Below are 18,697 nucleotides of genomic sequence, written 5' to 3'. Positions count from 1 at the left end.
CCTCCCATCCGCCCATTGTTCACATGCCCAGCCGCTGCAGCCGGTAGCGCAATGCGCGGAACGTGATGCCCAGCAGCCGCGCGGCGGCCGTGCGATTGTGCCCCGTGCGTTCCAGTGCCGCCATGATGGCATCGCGTTCCATCTGGTCGAGATAATCGGGCAGCGAGCTGGGGATGCCATCGACCATGCGCCAGCCCTGTCCCGCCACACCGGACGCATCCTCTGCGCCCCGCCCGGGCATTCCCGTGCCGTGCACCCCGTCCATGACCGGACGGCCAGCGGTTTCGTCGGGCAGTGCAGGTTCGCGTTCTTCTTCCGCCGACACGGCCGGACGCAGGCCCAGATCCTCGACGTTGATCACGCGGCCATCGGAAAACGCCAGGGCGCGCTCCAGAATGTTTTCCAGCTCACGCACGTTGCCGGGAAACGGATAGCCCTGCAGGTAGCGCAGCGCCATGCTGGAAAGCTGCGGCACCGCCTGCAGGCCGGCACGCGCTGCCAGACGCTGCAGAATGGCATCCGACAGAATGCCCACGTCCTCCTGCCGCTCGCGCAGCGCGGGCATGCGCAGCTCGATCACGTTCAGACGATAGAAAAGGTCCTGCCGGAAACGGCCCTGCGTCACGCACTGTGCCAGATTCTGGTGGGTGGCGCTGACGATGCGCACATCCACCGCCTCTTCGGCCACGGCCCCCACCTTGCGGATGCGTTTTTCCTGAATGGCCCGCAGCAGCTTGACCTGCATGGCCAGCGGCAGGTCGGCCACCTCATCGAGAAACAGCGTGCCCCCGTTGGCCGCCATGAAGAAACCGATCCGGTCGGCATCGGCCCCGGTGAATGCACCCTTGCGGTAACCGAAGAATTCCGACTCCATCAGGTTTTCGGGAATGGCACCACAGTTGACCGCAATGAACGGCCCTTCGGCCCGGCCGCTGAGCTGGTGAATGAGGCGCGCCGCCAGCTCCTTGCCGGAACCGGATTCGCCCGTCACATGCACCGGTGCCATGCTGCGTGCCATGTGGGCAATGGACACGCGCACCGCATCGATGGCCGGCGACGTGCCCAGCAGCTGCGTGCGGGCGCTGGACACCGGTGCGGCGGCCGGGGTGGCACTCTGGCGACCGGCCGGTGCATCGAGGGATTTGAGGGCCGAGCGCACCAGCGTGCGCAGCGCATCCAGTCCCACCGGTTTGTTCAGATAATCGAAGGCACCGGCCTTCAGGGCGGCCACCGCATTTTCGGCGCTGGCATAGGCAGTGATCACCGCCACCGGTGTGTCGCGCCACTGGGTATTGATCAGCCGCACCAGATCCAGTCCATTGCCGTCGGGCAGACGCATGTCGGTCAGGCACAGCGAATAGCGATGGTTCCCGAGCAGTGCCCGGGCCTGGGCCAGATCCGCGGCCACGTCCACATCCAGCCCCATGCCCTGCAGGGTCAGTTCCAGCAGTTCGCGCAGGCTTTCCTCGTCATCGACCACCAGCACGCGTGCCGGGCGGGCGGACGGGTGGCGTGCATTTCCCGGAGCGGTATTCATGGCTGTCATTCTCCCAAAAATCGGCAGGTACCGGATGGTCTTCAGGCGGCCCCGGCGGGTTGTCCGGATGCATGGCGCGTGTCATGGACGCATTCGTCCTCGCGCTGGGTCTGCACCGTCAGGGCCCCCTGGGCAGGCGTGATCAGAAAACCTGCGCCGTAACGGCTCTGGATGTCGGCCGGCAGCATCAGCGGCGCCTCGTAGCGGATGGAAGCCCCGTTGGCGGTGCACAGTTCCTGCGTCAGGTGCAGGCCCAGGCCGGTGCCACGGGATTCGGTGGTGAAGAAAGGTTCGAACAGATGCACGCGGCGCTCCGGGGCAATGCCCGGCCCGTCGTCGAGCACCCACAGCTGCGACACCCCGGCGGCCGTCTGCGTCCAGAGCAGCAGCACGGCGCCCGGCGCGTTCGAGGCATAGCGCAGCCCGTTGGACAGCAGGTTCACCAGCACCTGACGCAGGTGGTTCGGGTCGAATGCACAGGCCGCCGTGCTGTCGAAACGCAGGCTGATGCGCGATTCGCCCTCCGGCGCCACCGTCTGTGCGCCGGAGGCCTGAGCATTGGCCAGAAATTCCGGCATGAACTGCGCCATGAAGTCGGGCAGGTCCAGCGCCTCGCGCATCGCCCCCCGGCGGGCCATGGACAGGACATCCTCGACGATGCGGTCGATGCGCAGCGTGCTTTTTTCGATGATGTCGGTCAGGCGCTTCTGGGCGGAGCTGCCGTGCAGGTCGGCCTGTTCACCCAGCAGCGCCCCGGCATGGCGGATGGCGGCCAGCGGGTTGCGGATTTCGTGGGCGATGGACGCCGACAGCCGCCCCATCGACGCCAGCTTGAGCTGCTGGGCCTGGTCCTCGATGCGCTTGAGGTCTTCGAGCAGCACCACGCGGTCCAGCAGGGGTCGGCCGCCCTGGCCGTTATCGGCATCCGTATAGTATGGCGTCTCACCAAGCTCGTCGATGGGGATGTTCCCCCCCGTCAGCACGCGGGCACGCAGCCGGGTGCTCTCCCCCCGGCGGCGGATCTGCAGGTCGGCCACATTGGCCGGCGAGGCCAGCAGCTGGCGCAGGGCATCGAGGGTCTGCGGATCGGCCTGCGACACCGGCGTGCCCGAAGGCAGGTTGAGCATGCGGCGCGCGCGCGGATTCATGTCGCGCGGCACCCCGCGCGGGTCGAACACGATCACGCCCTGGTCCAGCTCGGCCACCACCAGCGCATGAATGGCCCGCTGGTTGCGCAGGTCTTCACCGCGACGGATGGCCAGCCGCTCCTGCATGGCCAGGCGCCGGGCGAGCCGGCTGATCACCAGCGCCGTGAAGAACAGCGTGGCACTGATGAAAGCCGCCACCATCAGTTCGTTGCCGATGGACGCGGCCCCCATTTCGTGGCGCTGCAGGATGCGCAGCGTGGTCTCGCCCAGCAGGATCATCGATGCGGCCGCCGCCACGCCCAGTGCCGGCATGGTGTGCGACAGGATGGCCACCCCCGCCACCGGCGTGATCAGCAGCGCTCCCAGACCACTGCGGCCGTTGCTGGCATAGACGATCAGTCCCAGCACCAGCACATCGATCGTGACCTGCGTGAACAGCTGGAAGGAAAATCCGCGCCGCACCCGGCGCACGGCCACGGAGCACAGCACCGCAAAGCCCATGTAGAACGCGGTGAGGCTGATGAAGAGGCTGCGCTGGAAGGGCTGCGCGGACGTGGTGTCGGGCCCCAGCACGGGAATGTAGATGAGCAGCAGCAGGGCGATGATGAAACGCCCGTCGGCCAGATAGCGGAGCGAAGTCCAGAAGGTGCTGGCCTGCTGCAGCGGCAGGTCCTGGGGAGTCAGTGCCACGTCAGTCCTGCACGAAAAGACATTGAGCCGGTCGCCTGCATGTCCCTCGCCGGCGATGCAGGGTATATAACCCGTGTGGGGCGGATAACCTGTGCCGGGCGGGTGCCATGCCACGGATATGACATGCAGTCACCAGACCGCGAATGGGCCGGCCATGGCCAATTCCGCGCAGCATGCCGCAGATGTGTCATGCAGTCACCAGACCGGGGGGATGCCACGTCATTCGAGACGCTGGCCGGCGCGCAGGTTGCGCCCCTGCGCCAGGTGTTCCTCGCAGCAGAACACGTGTCCGTGCGCGAAGATGGCTTCGGAGGCCGGCAGGTGCACGCCGCAGACCGCGCACGACATCATCACGTCGGGGTTCTGCGAGGTGGCCAGATCATCCGCACTGTTGCCACGGGCGGAACCTGCCCTGCCGGCAAAACCGCCAGGCCCGGCCGTACCGGCAGGCCGCTGCTGCATCTCGCGACGTGCGCGGGCCAGCGCCCCCTGGCGGCGCAGAAACATGACGATGAGGCAGACGACCAGCGTCCAGAAAAAGAATTTACCCACGATGATGGCAAACCGTCGAAATGATGAGCGTCATGGCCGATGGCCGTGTCATGGACCCTTCGTCCCTGTGCTGGCCCCGGCCCCGGAAGCCTCTGCAAAAGTCCTGCGACACGCTGGCCTCCATGACCGGGCGATCCTGGGTCAAAAACGCTCGCAGACTTTTGCAGGGTTTCCCTGTGCCACGAGGCATCATGAATGCATCCATGACACGCGCTAGATCCGGTTGAGGATCACTTCCAGCACGAAGCGGCTGCCCACGTAGGACAGCAGCAGCAGGATGAAGCCCCCCAGCGTGAGCCGGATGGCCAGCCGGCCCCGCCAGCCCCACAGGCGCCGCCCCAGCAGCAGCAGCCCGAAGAACACGGTGGCCACCAGCGAAAACACCGTCTTGTGATTGAAGGTGAGCGGGCGGCCGAAGATTTCCTCGCTGAACACGTTGCCGCTGACCGTGGTGAGCAGCAGCAGCACGAAGGCCACGCTGATCACCCTGAAGAGCATGCGCTCGAGCACCATGAGGGGCGGCAGCGCCTGATGGCCACGCGCGAGCAGTGCGGTGAGCGGACCGGGGCGCTCCTGCCGGCGCGGATGCAGCCGGTGTTCGGCCGCCGCCATCAGCAGGGCCTGCAGTGCGGCCAGAAACACCACGCCATAGGCGAGCGTACCGATGACCAGATGCGGCACGAAGAACGGCGCCTGCTGGTGCAGCGGAAAACCGGCCCCGGGAAAGAACTGCGGCAGCACCACCACGACCATGGCCAGCGGCGCCAGCAGCACGGGCAGGCGGCCGATGACCATGTGCCGGCTTTCGAGCCAGATGAGCACCAGCGCAATCCAGACGGTGGCCGACAGCAGGTAGGCAAAGCCGAAATGGAAGACATCTTCGTGCCAGGGCCAGAGCAGCACCGCCATGTGTGCCAGCAGGGCAGCCCCCAGCAGTGGATCGCGGCGGCGTCCGCCCCCGGGCGATGCAGCCGGGGATCGCGCGGGGGCCGGTGCAGGCGAAGCAGATGGGGCAGGCGATGCGGACGGCATGGCATGCGCAGACCGCGCGGCATGGGCGCTGCGCGCCCTGTTCTGCGCGTCATGTATCAGAGCGCGCCAGAAGACCAGTGCGTAAAGCCCAACCGCCACGAAGAGGAGAATCAGTACAATGCCCACTGCCGCAGTTTACCTTGGAAAGCCCGGCACAAGGAAAGCATCCGGGGAATGGCCGCGCAGGCAGCCCTTGCGGGGCGCCGGGCGGTTCCGCTATTGTGTTTCCTGCCACACGGATTCCGCCGCGTACCCGGCGCCGGCCTGTCCGGTGCGGCTCCCGCGTATCGGGGGCGGGCACTGCATCGTCGGAGCCGCCAGCGACATGGTCTTTCCGGTACGGCTCCCGGCTGTCGGGGCTGGGCCGCATGTCGAGGTTGCTCCCGGCATGTACGGGCAGCGCAGCGCCCCGCACACGGGCGGCGCACCGCGGCACGGCAGCCATTTCTGCACCTTTCCCTTTGCCACGTCCCTCTGAACGGCCCCCGGCCGCATAGCCCATGTTCGACAGTCTGTCCCAGCGCCTGGCGCGCATCGTCAAGACCATGCGCGGCGAGGCCCGCCTCACCGAAACCAACACGCAGGAAATGCTGCGCGAAATCCGCATCGCTCTGCTGGAGGCCGATGTGGCCCTGCCGGTGGTGCGCGATTTCATCGCCCAGGTCAAGGAAAAGGCGCTGGGCCAGGAAGTGCTGCAGTCGCTCAGCCCCGGACAGGCGCTGGTGGGCATCGTGCACAACGCGCTGATCGACCTGATCGGCGGCGAGACGGCCGAACTGGATCTGGCCAGCAAGCCGCCCGCCATCATCCTGATGGCCGGCCTGCAGGGCGCCGGCAAGACCACCACGGTGGGCAAGATCGGCAAATGGCTCACCGAAAACCGCAGGAAGAAGGTGCTGGTGGTGTCGTGCGACGTGTACCGCCCGGCCGCCATCGAGCAGCTGCGCACCGTGGCCGGTCAGGCCGGCGTGGACTTCTTCCCGTCGCAGCCCGACCAGAAGCCCACCGACATCGCCCGCGCGGCGGTGGAATGGGCGAAGAACCACTACCACGACGTGCTGATCGTCGACACGGCCGGCCGGCTGGGCATCGACCAGGCCATGATGGACGAGATCCGCCTGCTGCACGACACCCTGAATCCAGTCGAGACGCTGTTCGTCGTCGATGCCATGCAGGGTCAGGATGCCGTCAACACCGCGAAGGCGTTCAGCGAAACGCTGCCGCTGACCGGCGTGGTGCTCACCAAGCTCGACGGTGACTCCCGTGGCGGTGCCGCGCTGTCGGTCAAGGCCATCACCGGCAAGCCGATCAAGTTCGTAGGCGTGGGCGAGAAGCTCACCGGGCTGGATGTGTTCCACCCGGACCGCATGGCCAACCGCATCCTCGGCATGGGCGACATCGTCGCCCTGGTCGAGCAGGCACAGGCCAATGTGGACCACGAGGCCGCCGCCGAACTGGCCAGCAAGTTCAAGAGTGGTGCCGGCTTCGATCTGAACGACTTCCTGGCGCAGATCAGCCAGATGAAGAAGCTGGGCGGCCTCAGCTCGCTGATGGAGAAGATGCCCGCCGAAATCCAGGGCAAGGCCACCGCGCAGGACATGGACAAGGCCGAGCGCGACATGCGCCGCATGCAGGGCATCATCCACGCCATGACGCCGGCCGAGCGTCACAAGCCCGAGCTGATCAAGGCCGCCCGCAAGCGCCGCATCGCCACCGGCGCCGGCGTGGCCGTGCACGAGGTCAACCGGCTGCTCAACCAGTTCTCGCAGATGCAGTCGGTCATGAAGAAGATGCAGAAGGGCGGCCTGGCCAAAATGATGCGCGCCATGAAGGGCATGAAGGGCCTGATGGGCGGCGGCGGCATGCCGGGCATGGGGGGCTGAAGCACAGCCTGGCGCAAAAACAGGCTGCCGTTACACCATAACGACGCAACGATCAATGGGGGATGCCTGCATCCCCTTTTTTCATGGGCTGGAAAAATACATCCGTACCAGCCACACCACGGTTCCGGGCAACCGTTGCGCCCTAGAAGTTACAAATTGTCGTAGCAAAGACACATAATTGCGGTCTAATCCCCCTGCAGCCGTGGTGCCCCCATGACTGGCCGCATCATAGAGAGGCCGGCGCTGGGGGTTCCCGTACTGCACGGGAACCTCCGTTCCACCCTAAAACAAGCCGCCCTCACCGCGGCGTACAGGCCTCCACCAAGCCAGCCTTCGGGCCGGCGAGCGCCCTCCTCCCCGGAATCCGTGCCATGCGTCTTGCCTACCTGATCATTGCGCATCAACTGCCAGAGCAACTGGCCCAGATGCTCTACTGCATCCAGCATCCCGACAATCTCTATCTGGTCATCCCCGACAGCAAGGGGCTGAGCGGCAACGAGCCCGCCCTGCAGGCCGTCACCCGCCGCCACGCCAACGTGATCATCGCGCCACCGCGGGATCTGCGCTGGGCGTCGTGGAGCCTGATGCAGGCCCGGCTGGACGGCATCCGCATGCTGCTGGCCCGCCCCGAACCGTGGGAGATGCTGGTCACCCTCAGCGGACAGGACTTCCCGCTGAAGTCGCAGAAGGAAATCCGCGCCTGGATGACGGCCCACCGTGACCGCAACATCATGAACGTGGTGGACCCGGTCGCCACCTGGGACGACCCCTATGCCCGCGTGCAGCGCGTGCGCGTCGAACCCCCCTTCATGAAACGCGGCGTCACCCTGCCCCGCGTGCGGTGGAACCGCTGGAAAACCCATCTGGGCCACAGCCGCTACGTGGGCGGCCGCCCCTACATGGCCCTGAGCCGGGCCTTCTGCCAGCACCTGATCGAATCGCCCCAGCTGCCGCTGTGGGTCAAGACACTGCGGCACGGCTACCGGCCGGAAGAAGTGCTGGTACACAGCTTCATCAGCAATTCGCCCTTCGCCGACTCGATGCACAACCACATGATGCACGACGAGGACTGGAGTGGAGGCGGATCGCACCCGCGCGTGCTCACCATGGCCGACCAGGCCCGGCTGCTGAAGTCCGAACACCTGTTTGCCCGCAAGTTCGACAACCGCGTCGACGACCGTGTGCTGAACCTGCTGCAGGACCGGGTGCTCGGGTAGGGTGCCTGCTGCCTGGTCATGGAGCCTGCTGCCTGGTCAGGGTGCCCGGGCAGGGGCACCACGCCGGACCATCCCGGGCAGTGCCACCCGGTACCGCGCCCCTGCCGGGCGCATGATTCATTCATCCGGCTGCGGTACACCCGGGAGCGGGTACCCCGCCAGGCAAACACGAACAAAAGCCCCGCATACGGGCAAAAGGCCCGGGTCACAAGGCGTGGTCCGGGCCTTTTGTATCTGTCATGTATCAAAAATTGGCGTTGCGCAACTATATTTGAACAAAAAAGCCCTCTGAGGGCTTGCAATGCTACCGGCTGATACCTATAATGAAACTGTCTCCTCCACCTCCTCCTTTGGTGGATTAGCCCGCACGCTTATCCGTGCGGGCTTTTTTCATTCTGCGGTACGTTATCTGTGTCCGGCCGGTTTGGTGCGTTAGGGGGCAGCCGGGTCTCCTCACACTGCCACCGGGGGTGTCTCCAGCTCCCCCGTGGCAAAACCGCATGAAACATATTCTTATCCTTTATGGACGCCCTCGCCATTGGGGGCAACCCTAATACCCTTGACGCAGGTCATGTCATGTCCGCTGTGCCACCGGTCCGGCACATGCCCGTGCCGCGGCAGCCCCGTACACAGCACCCAGTACACCACCCCGTGCACAGCACCCCGTACGCAATCCCGTACACTGGCCCGTGTACTGTGCGCACCCCATACCCGCTGCCTGTCATGACGCCTGCCACCCTCCCCCTCTTCGGCAACAGCGCCGCCGACACCACCACGACCGATCCGGCACGCAACCTGCTGCCGTACGATGGCATCGTCAATGATCATGGTGCGGTGTTTGCTGCCGAAGCCGACGCCCTGCTGGCCTGGCTGCTGGACCATGTGCCCTGGCAGCATGACCAGATCCGCCTGTACGGCAAAACCATCGTCACCGCGCGGCAGATAGCCTGGTACGGCGACGAGGCCTTCAACTACCGCTATTCGGGCGTGGACCACCGGGCGCAGGCGTGGGCCGATCCCCTGCGGGCGCTGCGCGACCGCGTGGTGCAGCGGCTGGGCGTCCCCTTCAACGCCTGCCTGCTCAACCGCTATGAAGACGGCACGCAGGGCATGGCCTGGCACAGTGATGACGAACGCGAGCTGGGACCGGGCAACACCATTGCCTCGGTAAGCTTCGGCGCCACCCGCAAGTTCGTCTTCCGGCACCGGCGTACGCGGGAGAAGGTCGAGATGTGGCTGGGCCATGGGCAGCTGATCGTCATGCGCGGAGAAACCCAGACCCACTGGCAGCATGCCCTGATGAAGAGCGCCCGCGTCACCGCCCCCCGGGTGAACCTGACGTTCCGGCTGATCCGCAACGGATGAGCCCGCCCGCCCCCCGCTCAGGTCCCCCGCTCAGACCACGACCACGGCCCCGACCCAGCCCCGACCCAGCCCCGACCCGGCCCCGGCCCCGCAAGGCTGGTTGCCATGACAGGCACCGGCTTCACGCATTGTGAATGATGGTGGCATTGCCGCAGAACATTGCAACAATTTGGTAACCTTTGCTTCCGTTCTACGCTTCCCAGGGAAGACACCATGAAACATCCAAAATCCTCGCTGGCCGCACTGGGCGTGCTGGCCGCGCTGACACTGGCCTTCACCGCCCCGGCCCAGGCCGCCGACAAGGGTGAGCTGCTCTCGGGCGCGAAGGATTCGATGAAGCACGCCGGCGAAAAAATGAAGGACAAGGTCTCCGGCAAGGCCAGCGCCGTTTCCGGCAAGACCCAGTCCACCACGGACGCTAGCAAGGCAGGCATCACCGGCAAGCTGGACCTGAACAGTGCTTCCGAATCCGAACTGGCACAGCTGCCCGGCATCGGCGAGGCGCGTGCGAAGGCCATCGTCAAGGGCCGCCCCTACACGGGCAAGGATGACCTGAAAACGAAAAAGATCATCCCGGCCAGCGTGTACGACAAGATCAAGGATCGCGTGATCGCGCATCAGCGCTGAGCGGCGGTCAAAGAGGCCTCCGGGCAGGCTCCGGATCATGATGAGCTGACAGCCTTGCCTGCACATGGCACCTTGTCAGCACATGGCTGGGCCTGCACGGTGAAAATCGAACCCATGACGCACTCTCAGAGCCGCAATTCGGCATGGGAACCAATCCGCAGCAGCAACAGACGCTCTGAATCCGGTTTCTGATAGATCAGCACCAGATCAGGCCGTATGTGACAGTCACGACAGCCGCGCCAGTTGCCTGTCAGCGCATGATCCCTCATCCGGAAAGGCAGCTTTTCATCATTGGCCAATGCCTCCAGCGCAGGCATGAGATCGGCTTCCAGCGTGCTGCCATGGGCGCCTTTGCGCTCCCGCTTGAGATCACGCCGGAACTGGCCAGAGTATTCAATTTCCCGCATCTTCCAGCCGGGAAACGGTCTCGTCCTCATCCTCCCTGAGCAGGGCACGAATACCTTCCAGTGAGGTCCGGGTCATTCTCCCCGCCCTGGCATCCTGGATCGCCTGGACGGTTTCAGGACTGGGCTGAAACAGATCCAGCGGCAGCGCGCGGTCCATGGCGATCCTGGTCATGAACATGCGCACGGCGTCCGATACCGTCAATCCGGTGGCTTCGATCACCGCGGATGCTACATTCTGAACATCATCGGGAATCCGGGCCTGGATTTTTGCCATGACAATCTCCCATTCAAGAATATGGCGTACAGTGTACTACAAGTGAATCCACCAGCATACCCATGCCTCCCCTGAAACCCACACCCGCCCAACGGCGTTCCCCTGATTCGCGCATCGAACGGACATCCCGTGCCCCTAGCCGGCATGGCCAGCAGACGCAGCCCTCCCACCCGGCCACCGGCAATACCCCCATCCCGCCCGAAGGCGAGCGGCTCAACAAATACCTGGCCCGCACGGGCGTGTGTTCGCGACGCGAGGCCGATGACTGGATCAGTCGCGGCTGGGTGCACATCAACGGCAAACCGGTGGTGATGGGCCAGAAGGTGCTGCCGGGCGACCGGGTGGAAGTGAAGCGCGCCGCCACGCAGCAGCAGGCCGGGCGGGTGACCATCCTGCTCCACAAGCCGGTGGGCTATGTGAGTGGCCAGGCCGAGGATGGCTACCGGCCTGCGGTGACGCTGATCCGCCCGGAAAACCAGTGGCAGGGCGATACCAGCGGCCGGCGTTTCGACCGCGCCCACCTGCGCGGACTGGCCGCCGCGGGCCGGCTGGACATCGATTCGGTGGGGCTGCTGGTACTCACGCAGGACGGGCGAGTGGCCCGCCAGCTGATCGGTGAAGATGCCGAAGCCACCAAGGAATATCTGGTACGGGTGCGTTACGGGCGCATCGAGCGCGAGGTGGAAGCGGCCTTCCCGCGCGAAAGGCTGCAGCTGCTGCGGCACGGGCTCTCGCTGGACGGCAAGGCCCTGAAGCCGGCCCAGGTGAGCTGGCAGAACCCGGAGCAGCTGCGTTTCGTGCTGCAGGAGGGCAGGCACCGGCAGATCCGCCGGATGTGCGAGCTGGTGGGGCTGACGGTCACGGGGCTCAAGCGCATCCGCATGGGCCGGGTGACGCTGGGACAGCTGCCACCGGGGCAGTGGCGCTATCTGCGGGCCGACGAAGATTTCTGAGCGCCCGGCAGGTCAGGCCGTCCCTGCATTCGGCTGCTGAAAGCCCCAGGATAGCCACGCCTCACACGATAGCCACACCACAACACGATGAAGGCGGAACAGGCCCTGCGCCGCACCTCACCCCAGCGAAGGGCGTACCGCCGGAACATCCCCCGGCATCCGCGACGGACGCACGGTCTGAGCGGTCTGCGCTGCCATGGCCCCCTGGACGCTCTGGACCGCCGTGGCATGATCGACCGCCAGCGGCGGCACCAGGGCACCGGTACGCAGCGCCGTTTCGGCATCGGCGCGTGAGGCGCTTGCGGCATCGGCACGCACGGGCGGCTCGATGCCGGCCCCGATGCCCGCCATTTTCTCGAACTCGGCCAGCGGCATCGGGCTGCCCAGGGCCTGCCCCTGTCCATAGTCCACGCCCATGCCCTCCAGGGCCGGCAGCACCAGCTCGCTCTGCACCGACTTGGCCACGCTGGCAATCCCCAGCTCATGGGCCAGCACGGTCAGCGTGCGCAGGACGGCCTGGCCACTGCCCTGCCGGGTCAGCGATTCGGTGAAGGCACCATCGACCTTCAGGTAGGACACGCCCATTTCACTGATGGCCGACAGGTTCAGAAAGCCCGCCCCCACATTGTCCAGCGCGGCCCGCACGCCCAGCTGGCGCAGCGTGCCGATCAGGCGCTTCATCATGTAGCCGTCCTGCATGGCCACGGCTTCGTTGATCTCGATGACCAGCTTGGGTGCCACGTGCTGGAAGCGCCGCACCTGGCCCACCAGGTGCGTCTTGAAGGCCTCGTCGCTGAGCGCCTCGGCCGACAGGTTCAGCGAGATGAAGTCCAGCGCCCGGAAGGCCCGCTCGTTCTGGCTGAGCCAGCGCAGCGTCTCGACCAGCACCCAGCGGTCGATGGTGGCCATTTCGCCCCGGTAGATGGCGGCCTCGATCAGGCCGGCCGGCGAGCGCAGGCTGCCATCGGGGGTGCGGTGGCGCAGCAGGATCTCGCCGCCCAGCCGGTTGCCGTCGCCCAGGCCCACCACGGGCTGGATGGCCAGCTCGAAGTCGCGGAATTCCTTGGTCTTGCGCAGGCGGTCCAGTACGTCCAGCTCCACCTGATGACGCTCGGTGTCGCTGTTGAAGTCACCTTCCTCGAACAGCACCACCTGGTTGCGGCCCTTGCGCTTGGCCTCGCGGCAGGCGTTGTCGGCACTGTCGATCAGCTGGTGGGCGCGCTGGCCGGGCACGGCGGGGCTGACCCCCACACTGGCGGTAACGGCGAAGCGCTTGGGCGGGATCGAGAACGGACGGCCGGCAATGGCGTCCAGCGCCCGCTCGGCCTGATAGCGGTGCGGGGGATCGTTGCTGTTGAAGAGCAGCGCAAACTCGTCCCCCCCCATCCGGGCGATTTCCACATGGCTGCCCAGCCGGCTGCGCAGGCGGCGCACCACGTCGATCAGCACGGCATCGCCCGCCTGGTGGCCGAACACGTCGTTGAGCACCTTGAAGCGGTCCAGATCCACATAGCAGAGCGCCACCTGCGCCAGCTGCGCAGGGTTCTGCAGCAGCGTCTCCAGACGCATCTCCAGACCGTGCCGGTTCAGGGCGCCCGTGAGCTTGTCGTGCTGGGATTCGTGCACCAGATCATGCTCGGCCTGTTTCAGCGCCGTGATGTCGGTCAGGCTCACATCGTGGCCGCTGCCGGTCTTCTGGGCCTGCACGCGCAGCCAGCTGTGACCGGTGGGCTGTTCCAGGCGCCAGACGAAGTCGGCTTCCTCGAAGTTGTCCAGTTCCTGCCGGATGCGGTCGGCAAGTTCGGCCGGGAAGGTTGCGTTGAGCGCAGTCAGGGTATCGACGTGCACGCGGTCCAGCGCGGCGGTATCGTGCCCTACCTGGGCGCCGGAAGCCGTGCTGACCCGGCGCTCGATGCCACCGGCCGGCACGTTGAACAGCCGTACCGCCACCTCGTTGTAGCGTTCGATGTTGCTGGACCGGTCGAACGACAGCAACCCGATGGGAATGGTCTGGTAGGTGGCCTGATAGCGTCCCAGCGCATCCATGGTGGCCGCCTGCGTGCGCAGCTGGCGCGAACGCTCGGCCGCCAGATAGCCGATCACGGCGGTGGAGGCGTTCATCACCGCCAGCAGCGTGGTGGACTGCAGGTCCAGCCAGGGCAGCGGCGCCTTCAGGAAGCCCAGCAGATACAGCAGCGTGTTGAGCGCCGCCAGACCGTCCAGAATCGGGGTGCACAGATACCAGATGGACATCAGCGACACCCGGTGCCCCAGGTTGACCACGGTCAGCCCGGTCACGGTGGCGATGATGGCCGCCCCCACCACATACAGTAGGGTCTGGAAGATTTCCGGCGGCAGCAGGCCCGAGACGATCAGCGCAAACACCGTCAGAACCGACATGGCATGCAGCCAGGTCCCGAAACGGTGCCCCGCCAGCCGCGACTCCATCAGCCCCCACATCAGGGCCGCGCAGGCGCAGGGGAAGGACATCTGCGCCATCTGCTCCAGCCCCGTGCCCAGCATGCTGGAGGCCGACGGGCCCAGCCAGTACTGCAGATAGCCCCCGGCCGACAGCAGATAGAGCGCCCGCCCCCCCAGCCAGTAGGCCAGCAGCCGTACCACCCGGATGTGCATCAGCTGGCCGGCCACGAAGGCCGTCAGCCCCAGCAGCACCAGAATGCTGCCCAGCATGGTGCCCTGCGCCTCGATCTGGCGCTGCGCTTCCACGAAGCGCTCGCCATCCCACAGATTCAGCGCCAGCGTGGGCGCGGCGCTGGACAGCTCCAGCCGCAGCACCAGCGTCAGGTCATGCTCCCCGGAAAAACGGCGGTGCCCGGCCGGCAGCGGCAGGGGCAGCTCGGGCAGCGTGATGGCGTAGCCGGGCAGCGCACGACTGGCGGCCACCGGCTCCTGCTCGTTGTTGAAATGCGAGTACAGCAGCGTCTGGCCGAACTCGTCCAGAATGACCGCATCCCCCTTGAGGATCGAGCGGTTGGCCAGATGCAGCACGCGGGTGCGCTCGACCGTATCGGCCGGAATGCGCGCCAGCACCCACAGCGTCTTGAGGCGGGAAGAATTGCTGCTGCCCAGACTGATGCCCGGCGACTGCTCGCGCAGCGAGCCCAGTACGCTGGAGAGTTCGTTGAAGTTCTTCGACGAGGCGAGAATCTTGTAGGAGAGAACCTGCTCGGGCCGGGAATATGCCATGGGGTAGGCAAACATCCAGACCATGTACGAAAACGCAATCAACAGCAGCACCCAGCCTGCCAGCTGGCGGGCCCCGAAGCGCTGCTTGTTGACGGGTTGTTGTGTCACGTTCCCTCTCCGGAAGTGCACAGGAGGGCACTTCGTCAGCTGAAAGGATAGTCGCCACCGACGAACGGCCCCCGCCTGCCGTCCAGCCGGCCGACGAGCGGTCATCTGCGGGGTCTGGCGGCCGACGAACGGTCGGTTGTGTCGCAAATACGACACGATGGGTGGTCACAACACCTGTAAAGCTGTTTCACGAAAACGCACGTTTTTCGTTACATTATTAAATATTAAAAGCACATGGAGATACATCCATAAAGATGGGACGCGTGCAGGGAGGGGAGCCACCGACCACCCGACACCGACCACCCGGCACCGGCAGATGAGCGGCAGGCCGCAGGAAAAGTGCTATTTGCCGCCAGCCGGCAATGCCCCGGGCTGGAAGCGCCAGCGCTTCCAGGCGGCAAACACGGCGTCGGGATAGGCCGACTGGCCGCGGCTGCCGTTGTAGCGGCCCAGTGCCATGAACAGGTTGCCGTTTTCCATGTCCAGATAGTGGCGCAGGATGCTGCAGCCATAGCGGATATTGACATGGGGCTGAAACAGCGTATCGGCATCGCCGTTACCCAGCACACGCGTCCAGAACGGCATCACCTGCATGAAGCCACGCGCGCCCACCTTCGAAATGGCATATTGCCGAAAACCACTCTCCACCTGGATCAACCCCAGCACCAGCTCGGGTTCCAGTCCCGCGCGCTGCGCCTCGTAGCGCACGGTGCGCAGGAAGTTCTGGCGCGTCTCGAAATCCGGCATCGCACGACGCGGCAGCCGGTCGGACATCTGGGTGAGCCATTCGATTTTCTGCAGGGGGGAGTCCCACAGCGGTTCGGTATCCAGAGGCGCACCGATGGCGCGCGACAGCGCCAGACGCACGCCATCGGCCAGCACCTCGTACTGCTGGGCACCGGCGTGGGCGGAACGGACGGGTGCCCCATACAGGGCGAGCATGACCACGGCTATGCCGCCGGCGCGCAGCAGCGCAGGGCCGGCCGGTGTGGCAGCTCTCCATTTCGGTGTGGCAGCCCCCCGCTTCGGCATGGCGCCCCGCAGTCGGAGCATGACGGCCAGCAGCCAGCGGCGGGCTGCTGCAACGACGGGATCCGTGCGGCCTTCAGGGCCATCGGCAGCAAAAGGCGGCTGAACAGCCTGGCCGTGTCCATCTCCGCCCTGCACGTCCGTACCCGGCATATCCCGCCCCGGCCCGTGCGCCGGCGAACGATACCTGTTCAAAGCGTCGGCAGCAGTTTCTGCACCTCGGCCAGCACTTCGGCCGGGGGCAGCTTGCGGGTTTCCAGCCCGCGACGCACGGTGAGTTCCAGCAGCCCTTCCTTCAGGCCCCGGTCGCCCACGGTGATGCGCAGTGGCACGCCGATCAGTTCCCAGTCGGCAAACATCACGCCCGGGCGCTCGTTGCGATCATCCACCACATGGCGGATGCCGGCCGCCTCCAGCTGCGCGGCCAGGCTGTCCACCGCCTCGCGCACGCTTTCGGAGCGCTCCAGCCCCATCGGGCACACCACCACCTCGAACGGCGCAATGGCCGCCGGCCAGATGATGCCCTTCTCGTCGTGGTTCTGCTCGATGGCCGCGCCCAGCAGACGGGTCACGCCAATGCCGTAGCAGCCCATCTGCAGCGGCTTCGACTGGCCATCCTCGTCGACGAAGGTGGCATTCATCGCCTCGGAATACTTGGTGCCGAGGAAGAACACGTGCCCCACCTCGATGCCGCGCTGGATGGCCAGCGTACCCTTGCCGTCCGGCGACGGATCACCGGCCTGCACGTTGCGGATATCGGCCACCATCACATCGGCGATCTCGCCCTCGGCCGCCGGCTCGGGCAGGTCGCGCCCCCAGTTCACGCCGGTATAGTGATAGTCGGCCTCATTGGCGCCGCAGACGAAGTCGCTCATGTTGGCCACCGTGCGGTCGGCCACGATGCGCACCGGCTTTTTCATGCCCACCGGCCCCAGATAGCCGGGCTTCGAACCGAAATGTTCCAGAATCTCGGCCTCGGTCGCAAAGCGAAAGCCCTTCAGCCCCGGCACCTTGCCCACCTTCACCTCGTTCATCTCGTGGTCGCCGCGCAGCAGCAGCAGCCACACCGTCACCTCGGTCTGGCCGTCGGCACCCGGTTTTTCCGTACTGAGCACGATGGATTTCAGCGTCCGGTCCAGCGGCAGCTTCAGGTAGGCCGCCACGTCCTCGCAGCGTGCCTGGCCGGGGGTAGCGGTTTTCGTGAGCGGCTGGGTGGGCGCCATGCGGGTGGCCAGCAGCGGCACCGCCTCGGCCAGCTCGATGTTGGCCGCATAGTCGGAACCGGTGCTGTAAATCAGCGCATCCTCACCGGTGTCGGCAATCACCTGGAACTCGTGGCTGGCCGAGCCGCCAATCGAGCCCGTATCGGCCGCCACGGCCCGATAGTCCAGCCCCAGCCGGTCGAAGATACGAATATAGGTGTCGAACATCTTCTGGTAACTGGCCAGTGCCGCCTCGGGATTGCGGTCGAAGGAATAGGCGTCCTTCATGGTGAACTCGCGGCCGCGCATGATGCCGAAGCGCGGCCGACGCTCGTCCCGGAACTTGGTCTGGATGTGGTAGAAGTTCTTCGGCAGCTGGCGGTAGCTGCGCAGATCCTGCCGCGCCAGATCGGTGATCACCTCTTCCGACGTGGGCTGGATGACGAACTCGCGCTCGTGCCGGTCCTTCACCCGCATCAGCTCGGGGCCGTACTCTTCCCAGCGGCCGGATTCCATCCACAGCTCGGCCGGCTGGACCACCGGCATCAGCAGCTCGATGGCACCGGCAGCGTCCATCTCCTCGCGGATGATGGCCTCGATGCGGCGAATGACGCGCAGCCCCAGCGGCATGTACGTGTAGATGCCGCCGGCCAGTTTGCGGATCATGCCGGCGCGCGTCATCAGCTTGTGGCTGATCACCTCGGCATCGGCGGGGGCTTCCTTGAAGGTGGGCAGGTGCAGTGCGGTGGCTTTCATGGGTTCGCTCTATATAATGGGCACAATTCTAGAGAAGAACGCGGCTGTACGCACCGCCCACCCGCCACCGCCCCATGCTGGACAAACACGGATATCGCCCCAATGTCGGCATCATCTTGCTGAACCAGGACAATCAGGTCTTCTGGGGCAAGCGCCTTCGCGAGCAGTCCTGGCAGTTCCCGCAGGGCGGCATCAAGGCGGCCGAAACACCCGAACAGGCCATGTTCCGCGAGCTGCAGGAAGAAATCGGCCTGCGCCCGTCCGACGTGCACGTGCTGGGCCGCACCCAGAACTGGCTGCATTACGACGTGCCCGTGCGCTGGGTCCGGCGCGAGTGGCGGGGCCACTACCGCGGCCAGAAGCAGATCTGGTTCCTGCTGCGCCTGCTGTCCGACGACAGCGCCATCTCCCTCGATGGCCAGGGCCACCCCGAATTCGACGCCTGGCGCTGGATCGACTACTGGGCACCGCTCGACGAGGTCATCGAATTCAAGCGCAAGGTATACGACCGCGCCCTGCACGAACTGGCCGAGCGCCTGTCGCGGCCGGACGACGAACCTGCACCGGACAGTCCCCCGGCCTGAGCTACCCAGGGCGGCCAGCCTTGCCTGCATGACGCCCTGTCAGCGCAGAGACGAAAGCGTCCATGACACGCGCCGGGGAAAGCCCTGTCCCCACCGGGGAAAACCATGACCACGCCGGGAAAACCA

General features: G+C 65.9%; 15 protein-coding genes. 6 read left to right on the top strand and 9 right to left on the bottom strand.

Going from position 1 to position 18,697, the window contains the following annotated elements:
* Positions 1–19: 19 nt before the first annotated feature.
* The 4 genes from EHV23_RS00170 to EHV23_RS00155 form a co-directional block, all read right to left on the bottom strand.
* Entirely contained in the window at positions 20–1,537 is a 1,518-nt protein-coding gene (locus EHV23_RS00170; protein ID WP_125094172.1) for a sigma-54-dependent transcriptional regulator, read from the bottom strand.
* A 41-nt stretch (positions 1,538–1,578) separates the two neighbouring features.
* Positions 1,579–3,375: a sensor histidine kinase gene (locus EHV23_RS00165; RefSeq protein ID WP_125094171.1), complete on the bottom strand. Its 1,797-nt coding sequence runs from the start codon at positions 3,373–3,375 to the stop codon at positions 1,579–1,581.
* Between the two features lie 219 nt (positions 3,376–3,594).
* Positions 3,595–3,927 (bottom strand): PP0621 family protein, encoded by a 333-nt coding sequence (locus tag EHV23_RS00160; protein ID WP_125094169.1) that lies wholly within the window; start codon positions 3,925–3,927, stop codon positions 3,595–3,597.
* Between the two features lie 213 nt (positions 3,928–4,140).
* On the bottom strand, positions 4,141–4,959 hold the full coding sequence (locus tag EHV23_RS00155; protein WP_125094167.1) for a cytochrome C assembly family protein: 819 nt from the start codon (positions 4,957–4,959) through the stop codon (positions 4,141–4,143).
* Positions 4,960–5,459: 500 nt separating this feature from the next.
* On the opposite strand from EHV23_RS00155, the gene ffh reads away from it, so the two are divergent.
* The 4 genes from ffh to EHV23_RS16305 all read left to right on the top strand — a co-directional run bounded on the left by ffh (position 5,460) and on the right by EHV23_RS16305 (position 10,051).
* The gene (gene ffh, locus EHV23_RS00150) at positions 5,460–6,842 is read left to right on the top strand and encodes a signal recognition particle protein (protein WP_125094165.1); all 1,383 of its coding nucleotides are present in this window, start codon (positions 5,460–5,462) and stop codon (positions 6,840–6,842) included.
* 371 nt (positions 6,843–7,213) lie between these two features.
* Positions 7,214–8,059 carry a beta-1,6-N-acetylglucosaminyltransferase gene (locus EHV23_RS00145; protein ID WP_125094164.1) on the top strand — a complete coding sequence of 282 codons (846 nt, stop codon included), beginning with the start codon at positions 7,214–7,216 and terminating at the stop codon, positions 8,057–8,059.
* A gap of 723 nt (positions 8,060–8,782) precedes the next feature.
* Positions 8,783–9,424 (top strand): alpha-ketoglutarate-dependent dioxygenase AlkB family protein, encoded by a 642-nt coding sequence (locus tag EHV23_RS00140; protein WP_125094163.1) that lies wholly within the window; start codon positions 8,783–8,785, stop codon positions 9,422–9,424.
* A 213-nt stretch (positions 9,425–9,637) separates the two neighbouring features.
* On the top strand, positions 9,638–10,051 hold the full coding sequence (locus tag EHV23_RS16305; protein WP_148098586.1) for a ComEA family DNA-binding protein: 414 nt from the start codon (positions 9,638–9,640) through the stop codon (positions 10,049–10,051).
* 125 nt (positions 10,052–10,176) lie between these two features.
* Here EHV23_RS16305 and EHV23_RS00130 read toward each other — a convergent pair whose 3' ends face one another.
* Both EHV23_RS00130 and EHV23_RS00125 read right to left on the bottom strand, forming a co-directional pair.
* Positions 10,177–10,458, bottom strand: coding sequence for a type II toxin-antitoxin system YafQ family toxin (locus tag EHV23_RS00130; protein WP_125094161.1), 282 nt, complete (start codon positions 10,456–10,458; stop codon positions 10,177–10,179).
* Positions 10,445–10,732 carry a type II toxin-antitoxin system RelB/DinJ family antitoxin gene (locus EHV23_RS00125; RefSeq protein ID WP_125094160.1) on the bottom strand — a complete coding sequence of 96 codons (288 nt, stop codon included), beginning with the start codon at positions 10,730–10,732 and terminating at the stop codon, positions 10,445–10,447. Before EHV23_RS00125 ends, EHV23_RS00130 begins: the two co-directional genes overlap by 14 nt.
* Before the next feature lie 62 nt (positions 10,733–10,794).
* Between EHV23_RS00125 and EHV23_RS00120 the strand changes: the two genes are divergently transcribed.
* Positions 10,795–11,685 (top strand): pseudouridine synthase, encoded by an 891-nt coding sequence (locus tag EHV23_RS00120; protein WP_125094158.1) that lies wholly within the window; start codon positions 10,795–10,797, stop codon positions 11,683–11,685.
* A gap of 117 nt (positions 11,686–11,802) precedes the next feature.
* Here EHV23_RS00120 and EHV23_RS00115 read toward each other — a convergent pair whose 3' ends face one another.
* The 3 genes from EHV23_RS00115 to EHV23_RS00105 all read right to left on the bottom strand — a co-directional run bounded on the left by EHV23_RS00115 (position 11,803) and on the right by EHV23_RS00105 (position 17,987).
* Entirely contained in the window at positions 11,803–15,000 is a 3,198-nt protein-coding gene (locus tag EHV23_RS00115) for an EAL domain-containing protein (protein WP_158615754.1), read from the bottom strand.
* A 342-nt stretch (positions 15,001–15,342) separates the two neighbouring features.
* The gene (locus tag EHV23_RS00110; protein WP_420813019.1) at positions 15,343–16,053 is read right to left on the bottom strand and encodes a lytic transglycosylase domain-containing protein; all 711 of its coding nucleotides are present in this window, start codon (positions 16,051–16,053) and stop codon (positions 15,343–15,345) included.
* Positions 16,054–16,220: 167 nt separating this feature from the next.
* Positions 16,221–17,987 carry a proline--tRNA ligase gene (locus EHV23_RS00105; protein WP_125094156.1) on the bottom strand — a complete coding sequence of 589 codons (1,767 nt, stop codon included), beginning with the start codon at positions 17,985–17,987 and terminating at the stop codon, positions 16,221–16,223.
* 74 nt (positions 17,988–18,061) lie between these two features.
* Between EHV23_RS00105 and EHV23_RS00100 the strand changes: the two genes are divergently transcribed.
* Positions 18,062–18,571: an RNA pyrophosphohydrolase gene (locus tag EHV23_RS00100; protein ID WP_125094154.1), complete on the top strand. Its 510-nt coding sequence runs from the start codon at positions 18,062–18,064 to the stop codon at positions 18,569–18,571.
* Positions 18,572–18,697 lie beyond the last annotated feature (126 nt).

This window comes from Lautropia dentalis (assembly GCF_003892345.1).
GTDB classification, from domain to species: Bacteria; Pseudomonadota; Gammaproteobacteria; order Burkholderiales; family Burkholderiaceae_E; genus Lautropia; species Lautropia dentalis.
Note: the sequence above shows the minus strand (reverse complement) of the source record. Positions and strands in the feature narration are given on the sequence as shown.

Bases quoted from the DNA above. Each gene is read 5' to 3' on its own strand.
- EHV23_RS00100 (WP_125094154.1), top strand. From the start codon at position 18,062: ATGCTGGACAAACACGGATATCGCCCCAATGTCGGCATCATCTTGCTG.
- ffh (WP_125094165.1), top strand. From the start codon at position 5,460: ATGTTCGACAGTCTGTCCCAGCGCCTGGCGCGCATCGTCAAGACCATG.
- EHV23_RS00130 (WP_125094161.1), bottom strand. From the start codon at position 10,458: ATGCGGGAAATTGAATACTCTGGCCAGTTCCGGCGTGATCTCAAGCGG.
- EHV23_RS00170 (WP_125094172.1), bottom strand. From the start codon at position 1,537: ATGAATACCGCTCCGGGAAATGCACGCCACCCGTCCGCCCGCCCGGCA.
- EHV23_RS00145 (WP_125094164.1), top strand. From the start codon at position 7,214: ATGCGTCTTGCCTACCTGATCATTGCGCATCAACTGCCAGAGCAACTG.
- EHV23_RS00125 (WP_125094160.1), bottom strand. From the start codon at position 10,732: ATGGCAAAAATCCAGGCCCGGATTCCCGATGATGTTCAGAATGTAGCA.
- EHV23_RS16305 (WP_148098586.1), top strand. From the start codon at position 9,638: ATGAAACATCCAAAATCCTCGCTGGCCGCACTGGGCGTGCTGGCCGCG.
- EHV23_RS00120 (WP_125094158.1), top strand. From the start codon at position 10,795: ATGCCTCCCCTGAAACCCACACCCGCCCAACGGCGTTCCCCTGATTCG.
- EHV23_RS00110 (WP_420813019.1), bottom strand. From the start codon at position 16,053: ATGCTCCGACTGCGGGGCGCCATGCCGAAGCGGGGGGCTGCCACACCG.
- EHV23_RS00155 (WP_125094167.1), bottom strand. From the start codon at position 4,959: ATGCCGTCCGCATCGCCTGCCCCATCTGCTTCGCCTGCACCGGCCCCC.
- EHV23_RS00105 (WP_125094156.1), bottom strand. From the start codon at position 17,987: ATGAAAGCCACCGCACTGCACCTGCCCACCTTCAAGGAAGCCCCCGCC.
- EHV23_RS00140 (WP_125094163.1), top strand. From the start codon at position 8,783: ATGACGCCTGCCACCCTCCCCCTCTTCGGCAACAGCGCCGCCGACACC.